26 protein-coding genes are annotated in these 25,521 nt (G+C 43.1%); 21 read left to right on the forward strand and 5 right to left on the reverse strand.

Annotated features, from left to right (window positions below; all coding sequences use genetic code 11):
- Positions 1-79: 79 nt before the first annotated feature.
- Positions 80-817 (forward strand): hypothetical protein, encoded by a 738-nt coding sequence (locus FN961_RS00450; RefSeq protein WP_143562581.1) that lies wholly within the window; start codon positions 80-82, stop codon positions 815-817.
- 632 nt (positions 818-1,449) lie between these two features.
- On the opposite strand, the gene FN961_RS00455 is transcribed toward FN961_RS00450, so the two are convergent.
- Complete coding sequence (locus FN961_RS00455) at positions 1,450-2,595, reverse strand: putative sulfate/molybdate transporter (RefSeq protein WP_143562582.1); 1,146 nt, start codon at positions 2,593-2,595, stop codon at positions 1,450-1,452.
- Between the two features lie 227 nt (positions 2,596-2,822).
- On the reverse strand, positions 2,823-3,542 hold the full coding sequence (locus FN961_RS00460; protein WP_143562583.1) for an SDR family oxidoreductase: 720 nt from the start codon (positions 3,540-3,542) through the stop codon (positions 2,823-2,825).
- Positions 3,543-3,737: 195 nt separating this feature from the next.
- Here FN961_RS00460 and FN961_RS00465 point away from each other — a divergent pair, with 195 nt between their 5' ends.
- From FN961_RS00465 to FN961_RS00540, 16 genes are all read left to right on the forward strand, one after another.
- Positions 3,738-4,655 carry a LysR family transcriptional regulator gene (locus FN961_RS00465; protein WP_143562584.1) on the forward strand — a complete coding sequence of 306 codons (918 nt, stop codon included), beginning with the start codon at positions 3,738-3,740 and terminating at the stop codon, positions 4,653-4,655.
- A 444-nt stretch (positions 4,656-5,099) separates the two neighbouring features.
- Positions 5,100-6,020, forward strand: a complete 921-nt coding sequence (locus tag FN961_RS00470; protein ID WP_185972675.1) for a LysR family transcriptional regulator — start codon at positions 5,100-5,102, stop codon at positions 6,018-6,020.
- A 194-nt stretch (positions 6,021-6,214) separates the two neighbouring features.
- Entirely contained in the window at positions 6,215-6,424 is a 210-nt protein-coding gene (locus tag FN961_RS00475) for a Flp family type IVb pilin (RefSeq protein ID WP_143562586.1), read from the forward strand.
- 22 nt (positions 6,425-6,446) lie between these two features.
- Positions 6,447-6,941, forward strand: coding sequence for an A24 family peptidase (locus FN961_RS00480; RefSeq protein ID WP_143562587.1), 495 nt, complete (start codon positions 6,447-6,449; stop codon positions 6,939-6,941).
- A gap of 15 nt (positions 6,942-6,956) precedes the next feature.
- Positions 6,957-7,790, forward strand: coding sequence for an RcpC/CpaB family pilus assembly protein (locus FN961_RS00485; RefSeq protein ID WP_143562588.1), 834 nt, complete (start codon positions 6,957-6,959; stop codon positions 7,788-7,790).
- Positions 7,791-7,792: 2 nt separating this feature from the next.
- Positions 7,793-9,133, forward strand: coding sequence for a type II and III secretion system protein family protein (locus tag FN961_RS00490; protein WP_143562589.1), 1,341 nt, complete (start codon positions 7,793-7,795; stop codon positions 9,131-9,133).
- Positions 9,130-9,621 carry a hypothetical protein gene (locus tag FN961_RS00495; protein WP_143562590.1) on the forward strand — a complete coding sequence of 164 codons (492 nt, stop codon included), beginning with the start codon at positions 9,130-9,132 and terminating at the stop codon, positions 9,619-9,621. The genes FN961_RS00490 and FN961_RS00495 overlap by 4 nt, the downstream gene beginning before the upstream one ends.
- Position 9,622: 1 nt before the next feature.
- Positions 9,623-10,858, forward strand: coding sequence for a CpaE/TadZ family protein (locus tag FN961_RS00500; RefSeq protein ID WP_143562591.1), 1,236 nt, complete (start codon positions 9,623-9,625; stop codon positions 10,856-10,858).
- On the forward strand, positions 10,855-12,126 hold the full coding sequence (locus FN961_RS00505; RefSeq protein WP_143562592.1) for a TadA family conjugal transfer-associated ATPase: 1,272 nt from the start codon (positions 10,855-10,857) through the stop codon (positions 12,124-12,126). Before FN961_RS00500 ends, FN961_RS00505 begins: the two co-directional genes overlap by 4 nt.
- Complete coding sequence (locus FN961_RS00510) at positions 12,123-13,031, forward strand: type II secretion system F family protein (protein ID WP_143562593.1); 909 nt, start codon at positions 12,123-12,125, stop codon at positions 13,029-13,031. Before FN961_RS00505 ends, FN961_RS00510 begins: the two co-directional genes overlap by 4 nt.
- Before the next feature lie 85 nt (positions 13,032-13,116).
- Positions 13,117-13,962, forward strand: a complete 846-nt coding sequence (locus FN961_RS00515) for a type II secretion system F family protein (RefSeq protein ID WP_143562594.1) — start codon at positions 13,117-13,119, stop codon at positions 13,960-13,962.
- Positions 13,963-13,965: 3 nt separating this feature from the next.
- Entirely contained in the window at positions 13,966-14,679 is a 714-nt protein-coding gene (locus tag FN961_RS00520; protein ID WP_143562595.1) for a tetratricopeptide repeat protein, read from the forward strand.
- A complete protein-coding gene (locus tag FN961_RS00525) occupies positions 14,679-15,170 on the forward strand; it encodes a TadE/TadG family type IV pilus assembly protein (RefSeq protein ID WP_143562596.1) in 492 nt (163 codons plus the stop codon). Before FN961_RS00520 ends, FN961_RS00525 begins: the two co-directional genes overlap by 1 nt.
- Positions 15,160-15,684 carry a tight adherence pilus pseudopilin TadF gene (gene tadF, locus FN961_RS00530; protein ID WP_143562597.1) on the forward strand — a complete coding sequence of 175 codons (525 nt, stop codon included), beginning with the start codon at positions 15,160-15,162 and terminating at the stop codon, positions 15,682-15,684. The genes FN961_RS00525 and tadF overlap by 11 nt, the downstream gene beginning before the upstream one ends.
- A 2-nt stretch (positions 15,685-15,686) precedes the next feature.
- Complete coding sequence (locus tag FN961_RS00535; protein WP_143562598.1) at positions 15,687-17,180, forward strand: TadE/TadG family type IV pilus assembly protein; 1,494 nt, start codon at positions 15,687-15,689, stop codon at positions 17,178-17,180.
- A gap of 3 nt (positions 17,181-17,183) precedes the next feature.
- Positions 17,184-17,867 (forward strand): OmpA family protein, encoded by a 684-nt coding sequence (locus FN961_RS00540; protein ID WP_143562599.1) that lies wholly within the window; start codon positions 17,184-17,186, stop codon positions 17,865-17,867.
- Between the two features lie 71 nt (positions 17,868-17,938).
- Here the strand turns inward: FN961_RS00540 and FN961_RS00545 are convergent, their stop codons facing one another.
- The gene (locus tag FN961_RS00545; protein ID WP_143562600.1) at positions 17,939-18,136 is read right to left on the reverse strand and encodes a hypothetical protein; all 198 of its coding nucleotides are present in this window, start codon (positions 18,134-18,136) and stop codon (positions 17,939-17,941) included.
- A gap of 329 nt (positions 18,137-18,465) precedes the next feature.
- On the opposite strand from FN961_RS00545, the gene FN961_RS00550 reads away from it, so the two are divergent.
- The 3 genes from FN961_RS00550 (at position 18,466) to FN961_RS00560 (ending at position 22,579) form a co-directional block, all read left to right on the forward strand.
- Entirely contained in the window at positions 18,466-19,032 is a 567-nt protein-coding gene (locus FN961_RS00550) for a hypothetical protein (protein WP_143562601.1), read from the forward strand.
- Between the two features lie 4 nt (positions 19,033-19,036).
- Positions 19,037-20,971, forward strand: a complete 1,935-nt coding sequence (locus FN961_RS00555; RefSeq protein ID WP_143562602.1) for a putative bifunctional diguanylate cyclase/phosphodiesterase — start codon at positions 19,037-19,039, stop codon at positions 20,969-20,971.
- A gap of 414 nt (positions 20,972-21,385) precedes the next feature.
- Positions 21,386-22,579 carry a conjugal transfer protein TraF gene (locus FN961_RS00560; RefSeq protein WP_143562603.1) on the forward strand — a complete coding sequence of 398 codons (1,194 nt, stop codon included), beginning with the start codon at positions 21,386-21,388 and terminating at the stop codon, positions 22,577-22,579.
- Between the two features lie 230 nt (positions 22,580-22,809).
- Here the strand turns inward: FN961_RS00560 and FN961_RS00565 are convergent, their stop codons facing one another.
- Both FN961_RS00565 and metJ read right to left on the reverse strand, forming a co-directional pair.
- The gene (locus FN961_RS00565) at positions 22,810-23,544 is read right to left on the reverse strand and encodes a sulfite exporter TauE/SafE family protein (RefSeq protein WP_143562838.1); all 735 of its coding nucleotides are present in this window, start codon (positions 23,542-23,544) and stop codon (positions 22,810-22,812) included.
- 223 nt (positions 23,545-23,767) lie between these two features.
- The gene (metJ, locus tag FN961_RS00570) at positions 23,768-24,082 is read right to left on the reverse strand and encodes a met regulon transcriptional regulator MetJ (protein WP_143562604.1); all 315 of its coding nucleotides are present in this window, start codon (positions 24,080-24,082) and stop codon (positions 23,768-23,770) included.
- Between the two features lie 250 nt (positions 24,083-24,332).
- Here metJ and metB point away from each other — a divergent pair, with 250 nt between their 5' ends.
- Positions 24,333-25,499: a cystathionine gamma-synthase gene (gene metB / locus FN961_RS00575; RefSeq protein ID WP_143562605.1), complete on the forward strand. Its 1,167-nt coding sequence runs from the start codon at positions 24,333-24,335 to the stop codon at positions 25,497-25,499.
- Positions 25,500-25,521: the final 22 nt, after the last annotated feature.

A 25,521-nucleotide genomic window follows, 5' to 3' on the forward strand; every position in this document is an offset into this window, starting at 1 on the left:
GTCATGCCATTTGCTGAGCAAATCGCCCGCCAGCACAGGTTCACTTATTAGCAGGGCGTTAGGCTACAAGGAGTATGCAGTGCCATTTGAGAAGCCTCAGAAAGGTAATCCCCACCAATTCGTAATCCAGCAACACTTTCATACAGCACACTGTATTGGTAAATTTAATGATGCTGATGAAAAAGTAGAAGTTAAATTTGTAGAAACTGGTGATATTGAAAAGAAAGGGAAAAGATCAAAAATATTTTGCGCTAAAAGAAACTGGGATGAAAAAGCAGAAAGAGGACTAATGGGCGACATTGAGGATGACTTCCACGAAGAAATTAATAATATGAAGTCCTTTGAAAATCGTAATCATAGTGCCATATCAGAGTATTTTTTACTATGGCGTATAAGACATCAATTTTATAAATCCCCTATGCAAGATATTACTCTAAATGGTATTTCTGGCTCTGGTGTAACGACAGAGGAAGAAGAAATATTAGAAAGCAAGGGGGCTATGTTCGTTAGAGATGGTGGTAAAGTGCCATCTCGCTTTATGACTGGAATGCAGGTTTTGATGCAATTAGATCAGCAAAGATCTGGAGTAAAGGATTTAAAATGGGGACTGCTAGAAGCAAAAGAAGGTGAGTTTATTGTTGCTGATTGCTATCAGGATTTAACACTTATGCCTATATCACCCAAACTAGCTTTTTGTGCAGATTATAAAGACTCAACCATTAGCAAGGCTGATGTTTCAGAAATAAACAAGCAAAGTATCAGTAAGGCAACAGACTACTATTTTGCTAAAAATATGGCTTTGTGCCCAGTAGCCTAATCGGGTAGCCGAGGGTATCTAACCCTCTGCCCCCACACCACCCTGCATGCGGCTCCGCACAGGGCGGTTCATTTAGAACGCCTAACCTAGACTTTCTGGTTAGTTTCTTTATTTTGAGAGAGAACTGCGATCCATCTCTTAGTGAACATAAACCCGCTTTCTTAAGATAATCATTACTAAAGTTAATGCGAGCCGCGCACTTTAAAGTTTTAGCTCTAAAACGTTTCTGTCCAAAAATGAGCTAGCTACTAGAAAAACCTAAATCGAAGAAATAAAGAATCAGGTGTGAATGCGGCTGAGGGCGTTGGTGGCAAGGCCGTTCTATGACATCCATGTCACCACGGCATTTCCTATATCCATATAGGTCAGATGCCACCGTCGAGCGTATAGGGACATATTTATAGCGTCCCGCAGAAGTATTTACACATTGGGTCGCTCCTTGGCATCCTGCCACTGCGACATTGGTGCATCCCTGCACGGCACATTCTGCAAGCAATAGACATCAATGAAGTCATGCTCACCTAAAAATAATTAAGCACCAAACCTGCCCAATGAACCAAACCCCAAAAAATATTTGAAACTTGTTATTCGACAAGTCAATCAAACTTGTTGTCCGACAAGTTCAATCCATTCTAGTGTCTCAAATGTGTGACCTGTTTCCACTGTCGACGGCCCATCTCTAATATCACCCCAACGGCTAATCCTGCTGCGGTGTTGACGATTAAGCAGATGGCGGCGGTTGAGAGAATGACGAAGATACAAAAAGGTTTGCCGTCGATAAAGCGCTTCGACCAAGCCAGTTGAGTCCCCGCGATGGCTAACAAGCTACCGAGCAGGGCAAGTGGTATCAGTGAGAGTATGCTGGCAATCCCGTCGCCCCAGAGTAATGCAATCAACAGACAAGCGGTGCCGAAGATGGTGGTGGCGACCCAGGTTCTGGCACCGAAGTGATATTGCACGGCGAGCCCGCCTGCTCCGTGACACATGGCGGTTGCGCCAAAAGGCGCTAACAGTAAGTTGGCTAATCCTGAGCTGGTGGCCAGACGTTTTGGAGTGAACTTTTCCTTATCTTCTGGGAATTTTTCAGAGGCCATGGCTGAAATGGCGATCACCGCGTTAGTTAAGGTGAGCGCGAGTTGAGGCAGTACCAGTAGGCCTGCCGCAGAGGTCCATTCATCGATGCTTGGCCAGCTTAGGTGCCAGCTGGTGTCACCACTGAGATCAAAACTTGGAGCCATGCCGCTGTTTATTTGCCAAACAATACCAAGGGCTAATACCAGTGGCATAGCCAGATACCTTAAGGGAAGAAAGTTGCTGGCAAAGAGGATAATGAAAGCACTTATGCCGATGAGCCACGTTTCACTCATCATCTGTCCACCCATCCAGATCAGCTGTAAACCAATAGCCAGCTGGATACCGATACTGACTGCGGGAGAGAGCTGTTTTGCCATCCAAGTAATGGCGCCACTATAGGCGAGGACGAGCAAGATAATGCCCATCATCATGCCGCTGGCCTGAAGCATCCCAGGTGTTAAACCTTGGGCGATAACCAGTGCCGCGATGACTTTCATGGGTTGAATAGGGATGGGTCTGCGATAATAAAAAGCAGTGAATAGCGCAAATAGACCGAAACCTAAAAAGATCCCTTGAGGGGAAAAATGGTTGAGCGCAATGAGGCCCAGTACTAAAGGCAAAAACGTACCAAGATCTGCGAATGCTCCACTGAGTTCGCCAGAGAGTTGATCACATCTGTTTAGAAATGTGCTTTTACATGTCATATAACTTGCCGTGGGAAATAACCATCAGGACTAATACAAGTTTAGTGCCAATTTGTAGGGTTATTTTTATTGGCTTGAGGGAGTAATTTACCGCTATTTTAACAAGTGAACAGACAAGTTGGCTAGATTACCGCGCAGTGTAAGGCAAAATGTAACTTATTAGAAATTCGAATATTAGCAGCTTGAATTTAAGGGGTGCGTATGAGCACCCCTTAATTATATATTAATTAAGGCTGTTGACGAGTTGCTGCAAGTACGATTTCACGTACACAAACGCTTTGTGGCTGTTCATAAGCAAACAGTGCCGCTTCAGCGATGGTTTCTGGTGCAACAACACCGCCCATGTGCTCTTTCCAGTCAGCATAACCCGCTTTTATTTCGTCACTGGTGGTATGGCTGAGCAGTTCTGTTTCTACTGCGCCTGGTGCGATAGTGACTAAGCGTACATCATCCATGGCAACTTCTTCACGGATGTTTTCAGTCAATGCATGCACGGCAAATTTAGTGGCACAGTAAGCAGCGTGATTTGGGAAAGTCTTACGACCAGCGACAGAGCTGACGTTGATGATCGTCCCTGTTTTACGTGCTTTCATGTCGGCAAGTACTGCATGAATACCGTTAAGAACACCCATCACATTGATATTGAGCATGCTTGCCCATTCAGCTGGATCTTGCACGTCAGCCTGACCCAGTAGCATGACACCTGCGTTATTGATGAGTCCGCCAACAGGACCAAACTGCTCTACAGCCACTGCGATAGCGCTCTTGATCGCTTCGCCATTTGTGACATCAACACTTATGCAGAGGCAATTTTCTAATGCTAATGCTTGCATCGGTTCTACACGACGAGCCAGTAACAATAGTGGGTGGCCTTTGGCGCTAAATGCTTTCGCCATTGCAGCGCCAATTCCTGAAGATGCACCTGTTATTACGATAAGTTCTTTCATGATTTTTCCTCTGTCATCAAGCTAACACTTAGCTGAATGAGATAATTAAATGAATCAATTCGTATCTGTTGCGGCCATTATAGTGGTGGGTTCATTGTTGATATATAATCTATAGAGAACATAATTGTTTACGTATGGCGTATAATATTGGCAGTGAACTAACACTCTACATACGTGATTGAAAGCGGGTAAAAAATGAATAAAGATCTAAATTTGGCTGATATCCGAGCCTTTACAGTGATTGCAGAACAGGGCAGTTTTACCTTGGCGGCTGAAGTGTTGGGTTGTTCCCGCTCACACCTTTCAAAACAGTTGCTACAACTCGAAGTTTTGCTTGGGGTGACCTTGATTGCCCGTACAACTCGAGCTCAAAGGTTAACTGAGCAAGGAGCGGCATTTTTTAACTCCTGTCAGAGTGCGCTTGAAAGCATAGATCAAGCGGTTGCTATGACGGTAGACAGTGCTCAGCGATTACAAGGCAATATCAACATCAACTGTGTCGGCGGCATTATAGGTGAAGAGATCGTCACTGCATTGGTGAATGATTTCATCACTGAATACCCGGATATCAGTGTTAATTTGGACTTTAGTAGTTCGAGAGTCGATCTTGTGGTCGATGAGTTTGATCTGGTGTTTCGCATGGGAGAGCTGGAAGATTCGAGCATTGTCGCGCGTAAGCTAATGAGTATTGAGAACATGACGATGGCCTCGCCAATTTATCTTGAACGACACGGTTACCCAGTGAACCCTAAAGAGCTTAAGGAACATTTGTGTATAACGGGTTCCATCGACCGTTGGTTATTTGAGAGCAAAGAGGATGCAAAGCATAAAGTCGAAGTTGATATTAAAGGCAGCTTTAAATGTAAAAATGGTCGAGTGATGAAGAGTGCGGCTATTGCAGGTAACGGAATCGTTAGGTTGCCTAAGCTATATTGCCCTAATGAGCTCGCCAGTGGTGAATTGGTTTCTGTTTTTGAACATTGGAGAGTGGCCGATACACCTTTTTATCTACTCTATTGTAAAGACAGATTCCAACCTGCAAGACTCAGAGCTTTTGTCTCATTTACCACTCAGAATTTTATGAAATATGTCACTGGAATAAGAATAATATAAATATCCCCATATACAAAAGAACTTATATTTAACATTTGCGGTACTGTTTGAATCATTTTTCGCTACATGTGGTCTGTTATCCGTCGTAGATAATATTCCCTCGTAGCTCTTATCATTGAGTGTGTTTTATTTTAAGTGGCTATCTTTGTTTGTGATACATCTTGTTAACTAATGATGTTTGTTATTAATTAATAGCATTCTAAAAGTATTGCCATTGATACAATATGACACAAATGTTTGGTTGTGTAGTTAATGTTTACGCAGTTATTCTTCGCGGCAATATAATATATGGGAATATGTTATTTGCGATTTGAGAATGTTCGTCTAATTCAGTCTAGACCTCATAAATACTCGGTTTTACGCTGACTTTATACATTTTTAAACAAAATCACTGGCATGGAAGTTAACAGTAACCCCACGACTTCAAAAAAAAAATTATTAGTCATGAAAATTCAACTCGAAAGCCTTAGCTCCTTTATTGCTGCAGCTGATACAGGCTCCTTTAGTGCAGCGGGTAGAAAGTTAAAAAAGTCTCAGGCCGCCATCAGTTTATCGATTCAAAATCTAGAGATAGATTTAGGTTTTTCATTATTTGACAGGGACGGTAAATATCCGCAGCTGACTCAACAAGGAGAGCTATTTTTGAAGGATACGAGGCAGCTTATGTCTCAATATACTGCCTTTATCGAACGTTCTAAATCGATCTCAAATGTGGAGCAAATTAAACTGTGCATTGGTATCGACCCTTTGGTGTGTTGCCATAAGATAAATAAAATTATCCTAGATTTTTCAATTGCTTTCCCGTTAGTTGAGTTGAAGATAGTTCAACAGAATAGCGAGTCATTAGCACAAAAACTTACTGATAAAACGTTAGATTTTGCACTCGGAGTATTCAGTCAAAATGTTAAGAAGCATTTTGAACATATCGCAGCATTTCATCTTATTGGAAGCTGGATTGTGTCGCCAAGCTATGTTGAAAGTAACAATTTGCATCTCGACAATGGAGTGGTAAAGATCGAAAAGTCACTGTTCAATCAATCGCGGATTTTACTGTCTTCAGAGATCCCTTTAACCGATATGGATGAGTCAACTCTGACTAAGCAGATTTGGTATGTTGAAGATATTCATACCCTGCTATCTTTTTGTCGTAATGGATTGGGCATTGCTTATCTGCCAAATTTTGTCGTTGCTCATGATCTGGAGAAAGGCAGTTTAAATAAATTGGTATTTGACTTAGAACAAGTTGAATCCAGTTCCAGTCGAGTGTCATTAATATATAACCTTGGTTATCAAAAATCCCCCGCTGTAGAGTGGTTAACGAACAATTTTTCAAACTTTAAGTTATGTGACCCCATGAGCGTGTAATGCTAATGTTGTGTTTTTGTTTTAAACTATACCGATTTAAGTGTTATTTGAGTTGTTTTTAAGCTTTATTTAATGACCTATAACATAACCTCATAGAACCTATTTTTATTTAATTTATTGTTGCGATTAGAATCCGCTCGCTGATTATTCAACTCTCTGGATTTTCTGTAATTTAAATAAAATAGGATTCTATTATGAATAAGTTCTACTGCAATACTATAGCCTTTCTAGCGACCTACAAAAAAGATGAGCGCGGTGTGACAGCGATTGAATATGGTTTGATCGGTGTTGCTATGGCCGTTGCTTTGACAGCAGCTTTCGCATCAGACGGTAGCTTGATGACAGCATTAAATTTAGCATTCACAAAAATCACAGATAGCTTAACTAAGATCACTACAGGCTAAGCGACTTTTAAGCACATCTTTTATGCTGGCGATCATCTCCCTATTACTCGTTTTAGTGACTATTTCTATTAGTGACATACGTAAACGACGCATCTCGAATGTAGGGTGTTTCGCCGCATTGATTATTTGTGTGTGGCTGGCCGCTAGTCAGCAACGGATCATTGAAGGTCTTATTAACGGATGTTCAATCTTCTTGCTTAGTCTAGTACTTTTCAGATTTAGGTGGCTTGGCGCCGGAGATGGAAAGTTAGCCAGTGCCCTAGCCGTTGCTTTGCCGTTATCGCAATTGCCTTTGGCATTAATGCTTACGTTAATGTGTGGTGGCGTGCTTGCTGTGGTTTACCTGATTAAATATAGAGTAATACAGAGGCTCTCCCGTGGTGAAGACGCAGGTTTACCCTATGGCATTGCTATCTCTCTGGGGTTTTACATCCCTATTCTTGCTTTTTATTTGGGTGAATTAGAGGGCGCGAGTAGCACCTCACTTTTCGCTATCGCAGCCGTCAATCGGCTCTAACAGAACAGTTGAATAATGCTTAATTCAAAATTGATTTTCATTATCGCATTTATTGCGGTATTGACCGGCTTGTATGGGGTGGCAGATAAACTGCTCTCTACTCCAGAGTCAGTGACTAAGCCTGTTAAAGATGATGGCATAGCTGAAACGTTTACTCTGTGGCAGGCCAAAGTGCCTCTGCTGCAAGGAAATCATCTGACCTTGGCGGATCTCAAAAGGGTTCAGCTAGGTAGAGACGCTTCTTTGGCATTGGGAATAAACGCAGATGTTGAGCTTAAGCTTGACCCACAAACTTTGCTTAATTCATCTGTAGAAGAGGGTCAGTATCTGTTTCCTGAACAGCTTTCTCATCCGGGAGAAGCGGGTTACCTGAATTTAATCACCCATGAGGGGATGACCCTTTATCCTCTGACGGTGGCTACGAACAATATGATCCAAGATTATATTCTTCCCGGCGATGAAATAGACATTATGACCGTCAGTTCACCGCAACATAATTTAGCGAATGATATCAGCCGCATTGACGATTTCATTGGCATACGGGCATCACTCTTGATGAAGAAAGTAAGAGTGATCTCTATAGCTGAACCTGATGCTGACAGTCAAACAGGCAAGATCACCCCAAGCGTAAAAAGTTCAGATAAAGCACTGACGCGCATTGTTATCGAGGTGCACCCCGAGGATCTTCCCCGTCTAACCTTGGCCCAGAGAACCATGCATATTGAGGTGTTTCACAGTCAAGACTATAACGCTAAATCCGAGGCTGATGTGAGTGATGTTATTAAGAATTACACCGGTGTGGTTGAGTTACGTGGCGCATCTGAAAATACTGTCGGTGGAATATTCTAATCATGAAAAGTCGAATTAATCTCTGGGTTATCGTGTTATTTGTGAACGTGTTTTTCTGTGGTGGTGTCATCGCAGACGATAGGTTTGTCACCCTCAATGATGCATCGAGTATTGAGCTAGCACAGGCGATAGGCACCGTTTTTATCAGCCAACCAGAGATCGTGGATTATAAAATCACCGGCAGTAATAAGTTGGTTATTTATGGGCGTCAATTAGGCCAGTCGAGATTGTTTGTTTATAACAAGGCTAATGAGGTGATTTTATCTCAGTTGCTTCATGTGGATATTAATCTATCTCAGATCCGCCGTCAGCTAACACTTTTCTATCCCGATCTTGAGCTTACGCTTACCTCTGTGGGCGATAAGGTGGCTGTTCGTGGGATCGTCTATAGCGAGGAGCAACGTAATGATATCTATCGCCTGGTGGCTAAGTTTTTAGGACGTGAAAAAGTAGAGCGCTTTGACGAATCGGAACTGGTGGAATTTAAGGACTCCTTTACTGAAGCAAACTGGCTGGCATATGAGCGTAATTTTAGCTGGCAAGGGATTATCGAAGGGCTGACCCTATCTCAAACTCAGCAGGTAAATGTCAAAATCTCTGTTGCTCAGGTCACTAAGGAGTTCAATGAAACCTTAGGGGTTAACTGGTCGACAATGGGTCGTAGTGTTGGAGAGTTCTCTTTTCTCGATTTTAAAGCCAATGATTTAACGACTGTTATTAATGCCTTGGGCAACGACAGTATTGCTGAAGTGTTGGCTGAACCAAATCTCTCTGTGATGTCTGGTGAGTCGGCAAGTTTTCTGGTTGGGGGGGAGATCCCAGTGATATTCACCAACAATAACACCACCAATATTACGTACAAAGAGTTTGGTATTCGATTAGATTTGTCTGCAAAAGTTCAGAATAACAACAAGATAAAATTGCAGATGATGCCAGAGGTGAGTGCGATTGAAGGTTTTGTTGAGGCTGCGGGGATTAAGATCCCTCAACTGACCACCAGAAGGGCGATGACCACCATAGAGTTGGGTGACGGTGAAAGCTTTTTGCTGGGTGGTTTGATGAGCAGTGATGAGCTTGAGAATGTAAGTAAGATCCCGCTATTAGGTGATATTCCGGTTTTTGGTGCGCTGTTTAGGCAAGCAGGAACGACCCGTAAAAAAACAGAGTTGGTGATTGTGGCAACGGTGAACTTGGTGAAGCCAATCTCCCCCACAGAGGTTCGCCTGCCTAAGATCACCCCAACTAAGTCACTGGCACGCTTCTTTAATGTTGTGCCTGAAGCGGGGGAAGATAAAAACGTCAATGTGTTACAGATGCTCAATCAGGGAGGGTTTATTCAGTGAGAATCTTAATCACCATTAGCCTATTCGTGTTGAGTTTAACGGGCTGCGCCGATAGGGCTCTCACGCAAATGGGCAGTGAGGCCATTGTTTATCAAGAGCTACATCATTTCGTTATCGAGCCTAAAAAGGCAGGAGATAAGGCGGAGATAGAGGCTCAGCTTGATCGCATTATTGACCGTTTTACTCATGGACTTGAGCAGACTCTTTGGACATTAAGTTATCGCACCGAAATCGATAAATCATGGGTTACTTTAACTAAGAGAAAGTTACTCAGTTTAGGGCTTAGCCCAGACAGAGTCAGTGTTGAACCCTTGCCATTAGGTCACAGTGTGATTGATATTCGTGTCGGGCAATACAAGCTTAAAACCCAAGAGTGTCAACGCGGTATCTATGGAAAGATGGGCAGTGATATCGGTTGTTATGTCGACTCTATGAGACTGAAACAGGTACGAGATCCGCAAACCTTAACCGTAAAGGGAGGCGTGTAAGATGTTTGATCTGGCCAAAGCGATCACTAAAAACAGTGAACAGACTAGAGAGCAAGCGGGACCTGCTAGCTGCTCTTTTTATTATCAAACTTCTGTATGCCTCGAATTAATAGAGCAAGTCTTTCGTTTCGAAGGCTGGAATATCCCTGATTGCGTTAAAAATACAAATCCTGGTGAGCTGCAGCTCAATGCGCTGAGAGATATCGTGATCTTAGAGCTTAATGAGTCTAAGAATGTGGTCAAAGATGCGCGGGAATTTGCGGCTAAGTTGCCTAATCAGAAGGGCGTTATTGTCATTGGGAAAGAGGATACCATCACGACTCTTCGCGAGCTTAAAGATATGGGGATTTACTATCTTTTCTGGCCGCTGAATCAGGAAGAGTTAAGTGAGTTTCTGCGTCATGTGCATAATAACTTGCAACAACTTTCAGGCGTCAATAAAAACCGAAAGGCGAAGCGAGTCGCGGTCGTGGGCACTAAAGGTGGGATTGGTAACACGATGATCACCTGTGAACTGGCGGCGACCTTGGCGTATCAGGGCGTTGAAACCATTCAGGTCGATCATCAGTATTTCAACAGCAACACAGATATCCTGTTAGGGCTTAAGAAATTTGAGCGTCAAGATACAGATAATCTGTCGCTGCAGCTTCGTGATATGGATGAGGTCAGTGCAAGTAACTACTTGAGTAAGGTTGATGAGCATTGGCGATTGCTGGCATTTGGTGGTTCGCAATCGGCAGACGCTCTTTATAACGACAGCCAGAATATTGCTGATTTACTCAGTCGTCAGGCTAACTTCATCATTGAAGATTTCTCCAGCTCTAACGATTTTGTGATGGATCCAGCGTTATTGTCAGATCGAGTGGATCTGTTTGTCGTCGTCCTCGATGCCACAGTCTCTTCGGTGCGTAACGCGTCTCAGATAATTGAAAAAATAGAGTTGCATAATCTGTCGGGAACGGCAGATATCCGTATCTTAACCTTCTTGAATATCCATCGTCCTGAAGGCGGTTTTCCACTTAAAAAAGATGAGGTTGAACGATATCTGGCTAGGCCAATTGATGTTCATCTGGGTTATGCCGTTAATTTTTCAGCTCTGATGTTGTCAGGTAAGCGTCTGCACCGTTTGGAGAAGCAAAATGGTGCCTTCAATAAACTCGCGCAGCTCATTCAGGGTAAACAGCCTGATGCTATTCATTCTCCTTTGAATCGAATTATGGCGTTGGTTAAGCGATGAATAATAAAGAGATCTACCTTAGTTTTCGCTCTCAAATCTTTGAAGCCCTTGATGCTCAGATGATTGCCAATATGCCGCGAGAGGAGCTGTTGAGACAGATCCAAAGTGCGGTTGAGGTATTGGCCAGTAACTTCAATCAACCTATCTCTACTGCTGTACGCAGCATGACGGTAAAGAATTTAGTTGATGAACTGCTGGGGTTAGGACCACTACAGCCCTTGCTAGAAGATGACAGTATTAATGACATTATGGTCAATGGACCCGATCAGATCTTCTATGAGCGTCATGGCAAAATTCACAGTTCAGAAGTAGTGTTTGTTAACGAAGCACAACTGCTTGAGATAGCACAGCGTATCGCGGCCAGAGTAGGACGTCGTGTGGATGAGTCCTCGCCAATGGTCGATGCGCGCCTCAATGACGGTAGCCGAGTGAATATTGTCATTAAACCTATCGCAATTGATGGCACAACGATCTCTATTCGTAAGTTCAGAGAGCAGAAGATTGGTTTGGAGGAGTTAGTTGGCTTTGGCTCCCTTTCGGCTGAGATGGCAAGGGTGTTAATGATTGCGGCCCGTTGTCGCTTGAATATTCTTATCTCTGGTGGCACAGGATCGGGTAAGACTACGTTGCTAAATGCACTCTCTAGTTATATTGCCGAAGATGAGCGGATCATCACCATTGAGGATGCGGCAGAGTTGAACTTGCAACAGCCTCATGTGGTTAGGCTTGAAACCCGTCCTGCCAGTATCGAAAACAGCGGTAAGGTGGATCAAAGGGATCTGATCATTAACTCTCTGCGTATGCGGCCGGATCGGATCATCCTTGGTGAGTGTCGTGGCGCCGAAGCATTTGAGATGTTGCAGGCAATGAACACTGGTCATGATGGCTCCATGTCAACGCTACACGCCAATACCCCAAGAGATGCGATTTCACGGGTTGAATCTATGGTGATGATGGCATCGCTTAATCAACCTTTAGACGCGATTCGCAGAACCATAGTGGGTGCGGTGCACCTTGTGGTTCAAGTAAATCGACAAAGAGATGGTTCCCGTAAGATAACCAGTATCTCAGAGGTGGTGGGTCTTGAGGGAGAAAATGTGGTGATGGAGGAGCTATTTAAGTTTCAACCTGCTGAGGGGCAGAGTATGGAGAAAGTGTTGGGTGAATATATCTCTCCTGGGATCATGCAACGCTCTATCTTGATGCAGCGAGCGGCCTATTTTGGTTTGCAGGATGAGTTGATGTTGGCTTTCAGAGGATTGAAATGATCTTGCCGATTTCCTTAATATTGCTCGGCATTGCAGCCCTATTGTGGGGAATGAGAAGCCAAGACATTAAGCGTCAGTTTTTGGTTGATAAAGTGGAGATGGCTGAAGCGGATGAGATCCGTTCGGCGGTGAAGCTGGACTCGCTACAACATAGAGTTTGGCTGGTTAAAATTAAGATGTTGCTTCGGCCCGCTTTTGTCGCTCTGGGTGATAAGGCTTGGTTAAAGTTAACGGTTTTTTTGGTGCTGCTGAGCAGTGCGGGCATCTATATCAATGGCTTTCTACAGCTTAATAGCATTTGGTTACCGATAATGTTGCCCATACTTGGCTTTTTTTGGGGCTGGAATTGGTTGATGCGAAAGCGGAAAAAAGTCTTTGATGAGACCTTCCCTGATGCCCTGAATATTATGATGAGTGCGGTCTCCTCCGGTGAAAGTATCATGCAAGCGATCTCCTATGTGGGTAAATCCTTGGATAATCAAATTGGATCAGAGTTCAGAGACATGGGGGATCGCCTCAAGTTAGGTGAGCCTCCAGAGCAAGTATTTAAACGTGCATGTAAACGTTTTCCCTACCCAACTTTTCTATTTTTTATTGTGACGATTCGCGCCAACATGGCCAGAGGTGGTCAGCTGAAATCAGTGATGGCTCGGTTAATCCGGGTATTGATGGACGCGAGGACGTTAGACAAGAAGAAAGCTGCGATGACATCTGAGGCGCGATTGTCGGCAAAAATCGTCGCGTCCCTGCCTTTCTTCTTTATGATTTTGCTGAGTTATCTCAGCCCCCAGAACCTAGATTTTGTCTTAACGGATGAATCTGGGAGGTACATTTTGTACTACGTAGTCGGAAGTGAAGCGCTGGGGATGTTTATTATTTGGTTACTTATCAGAGGGGTGCGTTAGTGGTTGTATTAGTTTTATTGGTCATCTCCTCAATAGCCCTGTTTATCTCGGGTTGTTTCCTCTGGTCATGTATTCGAGAGAACGGATGATGTTTGTTTTAATATCGGTACTTGTCGTGATCAGTGGATTAGTGGCGCTTGGCTTGGCTTTATGGCATCAGGAGAAGCAACGCCAATGGCATATTCAGCGTTATCTTGAGACCTCCCAAGAGTCGGGAATGGAGAAGTTAAGCAAGCTAGTTGTGCGTATTGGTCAGGAAAAACGAGAAGAGTTGGAGCAGCAATTTATTGAAGCAGGTTTCTATGACACTCGATTTGCCCGCTTCTATGTGCCGGCGAAAATAGCGTTAGCCTTGATGATTATTTTGCTGATTGTCATCTCAGATATGGCTCTGTCAAATAAGGTCATGATTGGGGCTATTGCTATGGTGATGACCTTGATATTGCCGGACGCTATTTTAGCTATGCGTAAAAAGATGCTAGTGAACAAAACATCACGTCAGCTTCCCTACATGCTCGATATGATGTCTGTCTGTGTGCAAACCGGAATGACCGTTGAAGCTGCACTGGCCTATCTTGCTGAGGAGCTAAAAGCGTTCGATAAGGATCTCTGTTTCCATATAAAAAAAACCGCAGACACTTCGCGAGTCACGGGCTTAGAGAAGGCATTGTTAGAGTTGAGTGAGCGGATCCCGACTCCTGAAGTTCGCAGTTTTTCGCTCACCCTGATCCAGAATATTCAGTACGGAACCTCGATTGCGAATGTACTGGCGGATTTGGCCGAAGATATGCGCCAGATGCAGGTACTGACCATGGAGGAAAGTATCGGTAAATTGGCTGCGAAAATGAGTGTTCCTCTGATCCTTTTTATCATGTTTCCCATCGTAGTGCTGATTTTAGCGCCCGGATTTATGCAACTCTCCATAGGGTAAACCATGCACAGATTTTACTTCGTTTTACCACTGCTATTGTGCTCATTAGCAGGTTGCAGCACTGCGCCGCTTTCTCAAGAGGTAACCGCAAAAGATCTATTAACTGTCGGCAATCATGCGGGATTGGTTGCCCACTATAAGCTTGAGCTTGCCAAGCAACCTGATTCAACTGAAGTGATGCTCAGTTTAGCCCAATCCTATTATGATTATGGTGATGTTGAGTCTGCTGATTTTTACGTTAAGCAGCTTAAGTCACTGGTGGCGAAGCAACCCGAACTTTACTTTCTTTCCGGCAATATTGCGTCGGACTCCGGCCTATTCGAACTGGCTGTGTCTGAGTATAAATCAGCGATATCAAAAGGCTATAAGGGTTCAGAGCTGTATATCAATTCAGGGATCGCTTTGACCAATGCTGGCCATTATCAAGCCGCATTAGAGGCTTTCAATCAAGCTCGCTTAATGGGTCATGATGATATTACGGTTAAGAATAATTTGGCGGTGTTGTATCTGGCTCAGGGAGAGTTCCTACAAGCGGTTGAGTTGCTGACTCCGGTTTATCGCCAACATCCTGATGAGAAAAGGTTGGGCTTTAATCTTGCGATTTCGTTATTCAAAGTGGGGGACTATCGCGAGGCTCACCGTTTATTAAGCGAAGACTATTCAGATGAGCAGATCTCTGCACTGTTTTATAGTTTACGTGAAGAAGAGGAGAGCTAGTGGCATTTAAAGGTCTTAAGCGGCGACAGCGAGGTGCTTTCTCTGTTGAGTTTGCGATCGGCGCCATCGTGATGTTCTTTGTTACATTCGGAATTGTTGAAGTCAGTCGGCTTATCTATGTGATTAATTTAGCTGAATCTTCACTGCGCGAATCATCCAGAGATACTCGGGTGTGGGAAGCTCAGAGAAATGGCGATCTGTATGATCAGAGGTTAACGCAAGTGTTTGAGAAAAAAGGAGAGATCTGGCACCTCTTAGTCGACCCTAAACGCTACCAGCTCTCAATCTCTTATTTTGAAAACCTGCCAAACCTCATTGGTAACAAGCCGAGCTTATCTCAAGCGAGACAACAGAGGTGTCCATTGGCTATCTATGAGATCTCCTATCGCTATACGCCGATGTTTTTCTTGGCTGGTGTGTTTGAAAAGAAAATAAGTAGACGGATTTTAGTGACCATGGAGCATGAGGGGTGGCCAATTGATGAAGAGTAAACAAGGTGGCGTGTTTACGATAGAGCTGGCTTTTGTACTCTTGTTTACGTCTGCTCTGCTGGTTTTTACGGGAGATATCGCTTTTCAGTTACTTAGTCGGGTGAGCCTGGACAGGGTGAGCTATTCGCTCGTGAATGTATTAAAAGAGCGTACTCGTTTCTATGATGATCATTTATCGATGACATCTGCAGAAGTCGATGAGCTGGATACATTAGCTGCCAGATTACTCGGTTATGCACAGACATCTGAAACCGCCCCCTATGGAATGCGTGTTGAGTGGATGGTGGATGAACGTTACTCATTTTTCGATAGAGGGATTGAGGGTGGTGCGCCCTGTATTCCCGATGACTCGCTTAAAAATAGGGCTCATTTAGCGCCGAAAACTTCATCAGATAAGCGATTTCCTCTCTATCAAGTGACCCTCTGTTTAAAGGCGGATTCCTGGTTTAATCAATTTTTGGGTAAAGGTGCTCAGCACTATATCCATTCAAGTTCAGTGATGCCGGGAAGGTAGCGATGATAAACAATGAGAGCGTGACGTTTATTCGTCAGCGAGGCGCGGCTGCCATCTATTTAGTTTTATTATTGATTCCGCTCTTTGGCATGGTGTTTTTGGCGTTAGAAGGAACGCGTTATATTCAGAAGAAAAACCGCCTTGGGGATGCCACTGAAGCGGCGAGTTTGGCAGTCTCAATGGCTAATCGGAATGACAAGGGATATGAAACTCAACTTGCCAAAGATTATATCTCCAGCTATTTGCGGAATATAAAAGAGATTAGTCAGGTAAGAATTGAGCGAAAAGAGGATATTGATCATTATCCTATGGCGGATGGTTCGTTTGAGGATAGGGAGTATACCCAGTATCGGGTGACGGCTAATACGGAGCATACCTCTTGGCTACATAGCGATTTGATCCCTAGTTTTAAAGCGACTGAAACCCTTGGAAACCGAGCCTTAGCCCGTGCTTATCCTGAATATTTGGGAGACCGTGATGTCGATATCGTGTTTGTCTCAGATTTTTCCGGTTCGATGGACGGCTACAGAATTAACAGCCTTAAAAATGCCATTACTCAAATATCGAATGAGATCCTCATTCCTAGGGAAGGAGAGACTGAGATCCGTAATCGTATCGCGTTAGTGCCTTACAACATGCGGGTGGTGGAGGGCGGTGATGATAGAAATACCTGCATGACTCAGCTGAAGTATCGAAATCCAAGTGGTAAAACCGGCAGCAACTATACCAATTATGAATCGATCAATTGGCGAGAGTGGGCCAACAAAAGCTATAACCAAGTTTCTAGTTGTGTGAGTAACAGCCGTAAATGCAATGGATTACCGGGACCAAGAGCGGATGCGCGCACGATTAAATCCGTAGTGAATGATAGCTCTCAAAGATGGCCGGATAGTAGTAACTGGATAGATTACAGCCGCAGTGTCGAACAGGTCTTTAGTGAGAGCCCCACTAATGTTCAACATCATCCCAGTTATCAAAGGCTTTATAATAGCTCAATGTGTAATGGCAGTTTCTGGACCATTCCTCTCACTAACCAAAAGTCTGAGATCATGAGGGTGAATCAAATGTCACCTAATGGGGGGACTTCTGTGTATCAAGGCCTGTTAAGAGGAGCACAGATCTTAGATAAAGGACGACCAACTAATCCCGATGAAGAGGAGACAAAAGAGTATAACAAGCGCCTTAAAATGATCTTAATCATCAGTGACGGTAAGGAAGACCCTTATCGAAATACCTTTTCGAATCTGGTTAATGCTGGGGTGTGTAACAAGATTAGGTCGGGGTTTAACGATGGCGATCTCCCCCTGCACATGGGAGTGATAGGTGTTCAGTTCAGTGCGTCAGGGCAAAATGCGTTTAAAAAGTGTGTTGGAGAAGAGAATATTATTGATGTGGGTAATTTAGATGATTTGATTGAGGATATTTTAGATTTGATTAAAAAGGGAGCCAAGAGTGATGGCATCTCTAAACTTTATTACCGGCATACTGAGAACTAAATAATGATAAAAAAAATATGTATTACCTTCGTCAGCATCCTAATCCTGAGCTGGTTTTTAAGCGGATGCGCACAAGATTTACCGTCAGCGCAAACGGAGCATCAAGTGGCAGAACAACGTCAATACGAATTAGAGTCATATTGCTCAACTAAGGGGTATAACATCAGTCAGCAGGTGACAATTTCTGATGTTACTGGAGTGGCAAATCATCGAGATGGTCAGTTGATGATTAGACAAGATTCAGAACAATCAGAGATGAGGGAAGCGTTATTAACGTTGGCGAACAACCGTGATGTTTCGTTAACTTGTATGGAGTATTTGTCTAGCAATGGATTGATTGAGTTTGATTCTGGAAAAGAGATGCTCGCGCGGATCTACTTTGATTTCGACAGTAACACCTTGACGCCAGAGTCTCGTTTAATTTTAGATAAAGTGGCAAAAAGGCTAATTCAAACTCCGGAGTTGATTAAGCTAGTTGGCCATACTGATGCGAAGGGGAGTGAAGCTTATAATGATCATCTGGGCTTGCGTCGAGCAGTGAATACCCAAACATATTTAAATGAGCAGGGGATGGCTGCTACTCAGATAAAGAGCCAAGGCGAAACAAGACCTATTGCCACTAATGAAACCTTTGATGGCAGAGCATTGAATCGAAGAGTTGAACTGCTACAAGTTATGCCTTATTAGCCACAAGCTGCTTATAAGTAACCGAGCAAGCTTAACTTGTTGAGAGGGGAGTCTTGCTCTCCTTATACTGGTTATTCTGTGGTCAGAAACTCTTCGACACCAGTGATCCCAAAGTATTGTACTGAGCATTTTATTGTTATTCTTTTGGCGATTAACCCTCCATCTTTAAAGATCTTAACCACTTTCTTCCCACCTCTGTCATTAGTGGAATATTCATGTTCATCGTTAAGCCTAAGGTTGTCGAATTGAGTTTTCATTATTAGGTGCATAAATTCTCCATCGATTGTTTGAATTCAGTCTCTATCTAACTATTCTCTATACCTATTTAACTTTAGCACCGACAATAATCTGGTGCCACATCAAATAAGAAAAGTTAATGGATCTTTAGATTTTCCCCCTTTATTTTTTCATCGATTATGCTCAAATTCTCACAGAAAACTAATAGCTACACTTGGCTTGGTTTAGAGATTTATTCTTAAAACCGACTACTATTTAATCTGAGAAGATAATTTGTGTCATTTCATCAAAGCGTTTTATGACGGGAGATCTAATCGCTTCAGTAGACGAGTGATGAGTTAACCTTTTAACGGTATTGAATATGAGCGATCTACCTATATTGTCCGAAGAGAAGTTTAAAGAGCAGTTTCCTGACATTCATCAGCAGGTATGTAAAGAGTTAGGAATGGGGTTTGTGCCCGCTATATTTCGCTGTGTGGTCGTTTTAAATCAAGATTTAGCAATGTCTTCTTGGAATATGGTACGCAAGAATCTGTGTTCAGGTGATCTACCAAGAATTACGAAGGAGTTAATGTTCTCCTATATTGCCAATAAAAAAGAGTGTAGTTACTGCATGATTGCACATCATGCATTAGCTTTACATCATGGATTTACTGGTGATGACATGAGCATTATTCTTAATGATATTGAACAGATTAAAAATCCCGCATTAAAATTGGTGATCAAGTTAGCTGATGCGTCAGTGGATAATAACTTTGAATTAGTGGCGAGTGTAGATAAAGAGTTATGTGAGCTAGGCTTTGCCAGAGATGAGATTACTGAGCTTATTGGTATGATCTGCTGCGCACTCTATATGGTCAATCTTGCCGATAGTATTGGTGTTGGTATTGATCAAGAGTTTATTAATACCATCGCTGAGGCCAGTTAGTTCTATGTCCAAAAACAATAATTTAAAGAGCAATAACATCAGTAAAGTAAGTGGAGAACAGAAGATTGAGACATCACTTTTCTATAGTGACTCAACATCGATTAAACAAACTCTTGAAGCCTCTTTAAGGTCGGCAAGCTTACTGGAGTTAAGTAGTACTATCAGTGTCGATTCCAATTTCATTCGAGATTTAAAAAGTATCTATCAGAAGACACGTTTCTCAGTCGATATTGATACTTGCGTGCTATTTCGTTTTGTTAATGGCTTATGGTGGGAGGTTATGCCCGTCATTGAAGCGCATAAGTTCATTGATGATTGTCGTTGGACGAAAGTGCCTAAAAACCAAGTTAACTCCATAGAACCCTTGTTCGAAATTCGTGATGAAGTGGTGAGTCATAGAGAGTCAATGGGGTCTAATTCCGATATTTATCACCTGCTTTCTCAGGGAAATGTTCACTTTGAACGCTTTAAAACAGAGCATGGCGGGGTGGCTTTTAAACCTTCTGATAGTAAGGTTTTCTCCCAGTATGACAGTGCTTTTTTAGCTTATATCGCAGCAATAATTTCTTTATGTGTCGATAAAGATGTTTCGAGCCACTATTTAAAAGATGTTTATGATTCCTTGCAAAATATTGCAGATAAACTGAATGATGATAACCAAGATGAAAATACCATTTCAGCCATACTTTTGGATCCTGTGACAGGTCTACATAATAAGCTAGGTTTTTTAAGGGTTATTCAGTTCCTTGTGGACAAAAAACAAAGTAACAGTTTTGTAATTGTTCTATCACTTGAGATGTCAGGTGGTTCAATAAACCTATTAGATGAAGAGGTCAAAAGTGTTTTCTTAAAAATGGCGATAGTGCGCCTAAAAGGAATTATTCCCGACAATAATACTCTTTCGATTTTAAACAGCAGTGAATTTGCGTTTATTATGATCGACTCTACTCAGGAGGAGGTGATTCAAACCCTCTCTGATGTTATGGACTCATTTCTTAACTATTTACTGGTCGACGGTCATCCCATGGCCTGTGAGTTAAGAGCGGGTTATAGCTGTTATCCCAGTTGTGAGTCGGAGCCAAATGAGCTGTTGAGAATGGCATATATCGCTCTTTATCAAGCTAAAAATACTCCCTCGAGAAGGGCGGTTGGCTATCAAGATGAAATCGTACAGGAGTTAAGGCTGCACTTGGAGTTGGCACATTGCCTGCCTAGAGCCATTGAGGATCAAGAGTTTATTCTCTATTTTCAACCTATCGTTAAAACAACAAAACTAGATGAAGAGATCCATCACTACGAAGCTTTGATCCGCTGGAAACATCCTATTAAAGGGATGATCCCGCCAGATCGCTTTATTGAAATTGCTGAAAAGAGTGGCGATATAATCGCAATCGGTTATTGGGTTATCCATGAGGTGTGTCGCTGCTTGTCTCTACCCACGGTATCTGATGATGTCGGTGTATCAATCAACTTATCTCCGGTTCAGTTTAAAGAGGAGCGATTGGTGCAAAATATTACCAGTATCGTCAATGAGTATGGTATTTCGCCGGAAAGAATCACCATTGAAATTACCGAAACTTCAGCGATGCAAGACAATGAGTTAACAAAAGAGAAGTTCTCTGAATTCCATGAAGAGGGCTTTAAATTATCCATGGATGATTTTGGTACTGGTTACTCATCCTTAAGTTACCTGCTGAACTTTCACTTTGATATTATCAAAATAGATAAAAGCTTTATCGACAATACGTTAGTGGATGTTCAATATGAGATTATTGCTCAGACTGTTGTGAAGCTTGCCCATGATTTATCGCTGGTTGTTGTTTGTGAAGGAATTGAAACGGATGAACAATTTAAAATGGTCAGTGAATGGAAAACGGATATGATTCAAGGTTACTTAATCAGTAAGCCAAAACCATGGAGTGAGTTTTACAGTAACTAGCCTAATACTGTTTAGGCCGTGCTATACAACAACGTCATGATAACCCTTATCTGCGTGGATTTTTTGTTAATGCATTCCCATTAAGTCATCGATATTCAGTATGGAATTGCTCCAGCCCTATTTTCACCTCTTTTCTTATTTAGCTTTTGACGAGTTAAATCACTATTTAGTCATGAACAAATTGAGCATGACGACTTGATGAGCTTTAAAAACAATAGCTAACCATGCGGGCAAAAATTTACTGCGACAATAACTAATTGTTAGGCTGTATTTTATCTATTTTTGAGAGGATATTGATCTAATAAATTACGTCATATTGACTGAATTTATCGTCCAAGTGTGTCTAGTTTGAACTATCTTTTAATCTCACGATAAGAAGTACAAAATAAGAATGATATAAAAGGGGCTGAATGGATGAAGTTGCTTAAAACAGCGTTATGCAGTGTTGTATTTCTCTCCTCCTCAGTATGTGCTGGGCAAGCGTATTACGAGGCGCGCAGTGATGCAATGGGCGGCGCTGGTGTGGCATCTTCTAACCGAGAGGGAGCCGCTTTTATTAATCCCGCTCTTCTGGCTTTACATGCGCCTAAATTCAATGATTTTGCTCTTTTGCTGCCTGTACTAGGTGCTGATGGATCTGATAAAGATCAGATGGCCGATAAGTTTGATGCGCTGGAAGGTTCATATGATGGCCTAGAGGCAGCAATCAATGCATCAGATGCAGTAGAAATCGAGCGCTTTCGTGTTGATCTGATTGCTGATCTCGAGTCCTTAAAAGGTAACACTGCCTATGTCAGTGCAGGTATTGGTTTCTCACTTGTGATCCCAAGCGACAAGATGGCAATGGCTGTGTTCTATAAGAGTTATATCGATGCTGTCGGCGTCACTGCGATTGAGCAATCTGACATCGATGATTTAACCGCTCTGAACCCGAATAGTCCTCCTGAAGTTTCAGATCTTGATTCGCAAGGTGCAGTTGTCGCTGGCGCAGTTTCTGATTTTGGAGTGGCAATAAGCTTGCCTTTATCAATCGTTAATATGCCCATTTCTGTGGGGATATCGCCTAAGTTTCAACGTATAGATACTTACAACTATGTGGTTAGCGCGAACAATTTTGATTCCAGTGATGCTAATGATGCCAAGTACCGTAATGATGAGGCGACATTTAATCTGGATGTCGGTGTGGCGATGGAGCCTATTGGTGGGCTTGTTGTGGGAGTTTCTGGTCGTAACTTAATCAGCAAAGATGTGGAGACGGTTGAAACTCAAGGGCGCAAGTTTACCTATCAAGTAGAGCCATTATATACCGCAGGTGTTGCCTATGATTGGGATAGTCTCACACTGACATCGGATATTGATCTTAACGCTCATCAGCGTTTCGATGAGATTGACGGCACTCAGTACTGGCGCTTAGGTGGTGAAGTGAGGGCGACAGATTGGTTGGCTCTGCGTCTGGGTTATCGACATGACATGAAAAATAGCACTTCTGATATCTATTCGTTAGGCACTGGCTTGGCATTTGGGCAAGCATTTTATCTGGATTTTACCGGTATGCTGGGCAGCGATGATGCCATCGGCGGTGTGCTGCAAACTTCCTATCATTTTTAATGACGTTTCGAGAGTGTTCGCGAACTCGCTTCGAGATAGGCTGACAGGTGCCTACGAGAGCACCTGACAACGTCTGCTGTTTAGGACGCCATTACATGGCTACGAGAACAAGCGATACTTCATCGGTCTGTGTCACTTCTCTTTCTCGAAGACCGAAGGTCGCTCTCGAAGCATCGTAGATGCGTACTCGCAGTGGCGAAGTCACGTTCTCGGAGCGAAGCACCTCGCTTTTACAATTCTATTAACGATTTAATCGTCAGTACCAGTGCACTGAATGAACATAAAATCAGTGTCATGCTTCTGGTTTTATTCTTATCAACTTTTCCCACTAGCCTACCAGCGACTATATACCCTAATAGTACCGATGGGAGTAACATCAGTGATAGCCACAGATGTTTAAGCTCTAATAATCCTGTTATGGCTAAAATGGCTAATGCGATGGTGGAGCTAAAGATAAAGAAGGCTGAAAGCGCCGCTCTAAACTGGCGTGCATCTTTACCCGATAACAAAATCGCCAGTGGTGGGCCACCTATGGCTGCTATGTTGCCAAAAACCCCTGATATCACGCCTGCTGCAAACAAACTCTTGCGATTAACTGCTAAATTGAATTTAAGTAAACTCAGGATCACTGCTGCAGCGACGATTCCAGCTATGGCCAATCCAAGAATGGGCTGAGGGGCAAATATTAACAGAGCAGCACCGAGAAACCCGCCGGGAATTCGACCGAGTAATGCATACTGCAGACCATTAAACTCCAGCGCTCCTCGTTCTCGATAGAGAGTCAGCAGAGAAATGAAGAAGCCCATAACAATGACGGGTGCCGGAACCAGATCAGGATCAACAAGGTAAAGAAGTGGAGAGGCAACCACCGCAAGACCGAAACCTATCAAGCTTTGAGTGATGGCACCAAAGAAGATAATAACGGATGCCAACAGTAAGGTGGTCGGTGCGATCAACTCAAACACATTCATGTCCATAAATAGTATACCCAAGTGAGCTGGATATATGCGGCAATAAAGAACAATAAAAACAAACAGGGATCGCATAGCGATCCCTGGAGCAGAGTAATTTCTATACCTAACGCCATTTGGGAATGCAGGATCCAGTGGCAATAGAATATGCCTAGAATGACACTCGCATGAAGCCGCTGAAACGAGCCTTTTTAGACCGTTTAGGTATTAAATAAGATTACTCGACGTCTTCCCACTCAATGCCCATCTCATCCATCAGGCGTTTTACTTCTACTGGAATACTGTCAGGTTTATCTTTCGACAGATCGCCATCATTAGGCAGTGGTTGGCCAGTATAGGCATGCAAAAAAGCTTCACAAAGCAGTTCGCTGTTGGTGGCGTGGCGTAGGTTATTTACCTGACGGCGTGTACGCTCGTCAGTCAGTACCTTAAGCACTTTTAAGGGAATAGAAACAGTAATTTTCTTTACTTGTTCATTCTTCTTGCCGTGTTCAGCATATGGGCTGATGTAATCGCCATTCCACTCAGTCATTGACTCACCTGTAAATTCAAAATTCGGGGCAGATTTTAACCCTTTAATTTGTACAGTCAAATTATTGCCTCTTATTTCCCTCAAATGCAAATAGATTTCTATATGTTCAGACGTCTAAACGTCTAATCGGTTGACTAGGGGGTAACTCTTAGGTACATTTAGACGTCCAGACATCTATTTGTTAGAAACGATATAAAGTATGATGTCAGTAATTGGTATGATGTTCAGTAGTGAATCTTAGGAGCTGTAGATGACCGAACGTAAGTTAGCCACGATTGCCGTGCGTCAGGGGATTGAGTCCGATACCCAACATGGTGCCGTTGTGCCGCCGATCTATCTTTCCACTAATTATTCCTTTGATGGACATAAAAATCCAAGAGATTTTGATTACAGCCGCTCGGGCAATCCTACGCGCTCTATTCTTGGTGATGCTATTGCAGGCCTTGAGAAAGGAGCCACTGGTGTGGTGACGTGTACGGGAATGGCTGCCATTACCTTAATCACGAGCTTGCTAGGCCCTGATGACCTTTTACTGGTTCCCCACGATTGCTATGGCGGCAGTTATCGCCTATTCACCAACTTGGCCAAAAAGGGTCAGTTTAAGTTGGTAGTAGTCGATCAAACCGACAGCCAAGCCTTAAGTGAGGCAATTGCATTAAAACCTAAGATGGTGTGGCTTGAAACCCCATCAAACCCATTGCTTAGAGTTGTCGATATTGCGGCTATTTCAGCTGCAAGCCATGACGTTGATGCGCTCGTGGTCGTCGACAATACCTTTTTGACCCCATTTTTACAGCAGCCACTTTTATTAGGCGCTGATATTGTGATGCATTCAACGACTAAGTACATCAACGGTCACAGTGATGTTGTTGGTGGTGCCGTGGTTGCGAAAGATCCTGAATTGGGTGAGTTACTGCATTGGTGGTCAAACACGTTAGGACTGACCGGATCTGCATTTGATAGTTATTTAGCGCTACGTGGCCTTCGAACTCTGCCTATTCGTATCAGGGAGCATCAAGCTAATGCTCAGCGAGTATTAGAAGTGCTGACTAATAGTAGCGCGGTAGATAAAGTTTATTACCCAGGGCTTAAAAATCATCCTGGACATGACATCGCCGCTAAACAGCAAAAAGGCTTCGGTGCGATGCTAAGTTTCGAGCTAAAGGGTGGCGAAGCGGAGTTAGTTGCCTTTTTAGCGAAACTTTCTGTGTTTTCTATCGCAGAAAGTTTAGGTGGGGTAGAGAGTTTAGTCGCCGTTCCTGCGACAATGACCCATAGAGCGATGGAACCTGAGGCGCGAGCCGAAGCTGGGGTTAAAGAGACCTTAATTCGCCTTTCTGTTGGTATTGAAGATGCTGAAGATTTAGTTGCTGATATTAAAGCCGGACTTGCAGCAGCATCTGCTATTAGCAGTTAACTGGTTTATAAGAGTTAAAAAT

The organism is Shewanella hanedai, assembly GCF_007197645.1.
GTDB classification, from domain to species: domain Bacteria; phylum Pseudomonadota; class Gammaproteobacteria; order Enterobacterales; family Shewanellaceae; genus Shewanella; species Shewanella hanedai.

What these genes read in the sequence shown, in the direction of transcription:
- FN961_RS00455 (WP_143562582.1), bottom strand. Translation starts at nt 2,595, where the DNA reads ATGACATGTAAAAGCACATTTCTAAACAGATGTGATCAACTCTCTGGC.
- FN961_RS00460 (WP_143562583.1), bottom strand. Translation starts at nt 3,542, where the DNA reads ATGAAAGAACTTATCGTAATAACAGGTGCATCTTCAGGAATTGGCGCT.
- FN961_RS00465 (WP_143562584.1), top strand. Translation starts at nt 3,738, where the DNA reads ATGAATAAAGATCTAAATTTGGCTGATATCCGAGCCTTTACAGTGATT.
- FN961_RS00470 (WP_185972675.1), top strand. Translation starts at nt 5,100, where the DNA reads ATGAAAATTCAACTCGAAAGCCTTAGCTCCTTTATTGCTGCAGCTGAT.
- FN961_RS00475 (WP_143562586.1), top strand. Translation starts at nt 6,215, where the DNA reads ATGAATAAGTTCTACTGCAATACTATAGCCTTTCTAGCGACCTACAAA.
- FN961_RS00480 (WP_143562587.1), top strand. Translation starts at nt 6,447, where the DNA reads ATGCTGGCGATCATCTCCCTATTACTCGTTTTAGTGACTATTTCTATT.
- FN961_RS00485 (WP_143562588.1), top strand. Translation starts at nt 6,957, where the DNA reads ATGCTTAATTCAAAATTGATTTTCATTATCGCATTTATTGCGGTATTG.
- FN961_RS00490 (WP_143562589.1), top strand. Translation starts at nt 7,793, where the DNA reads ATGAAAAGTCGAATTAATCTCTGGGTTATCGTGTTATTTGTGAACGTG.
- FN961_RS00500 (WP_143562591.1), top strand. Translation starts at nt 9,623, where the DNA reads ATGTTTGATCTGGCCAAAGCGATCACTAAAAACAGTGAACAGACTAGA.
- FN961_RS00505 (WP_143562592.1), top strand. Translation starts at nt 10,855, where the DNA reads ATGAATAATAAAGAGATCTACCTTAGTTTTCGCTCTCAAATCTTTGAA.
- FN961_RS00510 (WP_143562593.1), top strand. Translation starts at nt 12,123, where the DNA reads ATGATCTTGCCGATTTCCTTAATATTGCTCGGCATTGCAGCCCTATTG.
- FN961_RS00515 (WP_143562594.1), top strand. Translation starts at nt 13,117, where the DNA reads ATGATGTTTGTTTTAATATCGGTACTTGTCGTGATCAGTGGATTAGTG.
- FN961_RS00520 (WP_143562595.1), top strand. Translation starts at nt 13,966, where the DNA reads ATGCACAGATTTTACTTCGTTTTACCACTGCTATTGTGCTCATTAGCA.
- tadF (WP_143562597.1), top strand. Translation starts at nt 15,160, where the DNA reads ATGAAGAGTAAACAAGGTGGCGTGTTTACGATAGAGCTGGCTTTTGTA.
- FN961_RS00535 (WP_143562598.1), top strand. Translation starts at nt 15,687, where the DNA reads ATGATAAACAATGAGAGCGTGACGTTTATTCGTCAGCGAGGCGCGGCT.
- FN961_RS00540 (WP_143562599.1), top strand. Translation starts at nt 17,184, where the DNA reads ATGATAAAAAAAATATGTATTACCTTCGTCAGCATCCTAATCCTGAGC.
- FN961_RS00545 (WP_143562600.1), bottom strand. Translation starts at nt 18,136, where the DNA reads ATGCACCTAATAATGAAAACTCAATTCGACAACCTTAGGCTTAACGAT.
- FN961_RS00550 (WP_143562601.1), top strand. Translation starts at nt 18,466, where the DNA reads ATGAGCGATCTACCTATATTGTCCGAAGAGAAGTTTAAAGAGCAGTTT.
- FN961_RS00555 (WP_143562602.1), top strand. Translation starts at nt 19,037, where the DNA reads ATGTCCAAAAACAATAATTTAAAGAGCAATAACATCAGTAAAGTAAGT.
- FN961_RS00560 (WP_143562603.1), top strand. Translation starts at nt 21,386, where the DNA reads ATGAAGTTGCTTAAAACAGCGTTATGCAGTGTTGTATTTCTCTCCTCC.
- metJ (WP_143562604.1), bottom strand. Translation starts at nt 24,082, where the DNA reads ATGACTGAGTGGAATGGCGATTACATCAGCCCATATGCTGAACACGGC.
- metB (WP_143562605.1), top strand. Translation starts at nt 24,333, where the DNA reads ATGACCGAACGTAAGTTAGCCACGATTGCCGTGCGTCAGGGGATTGAG.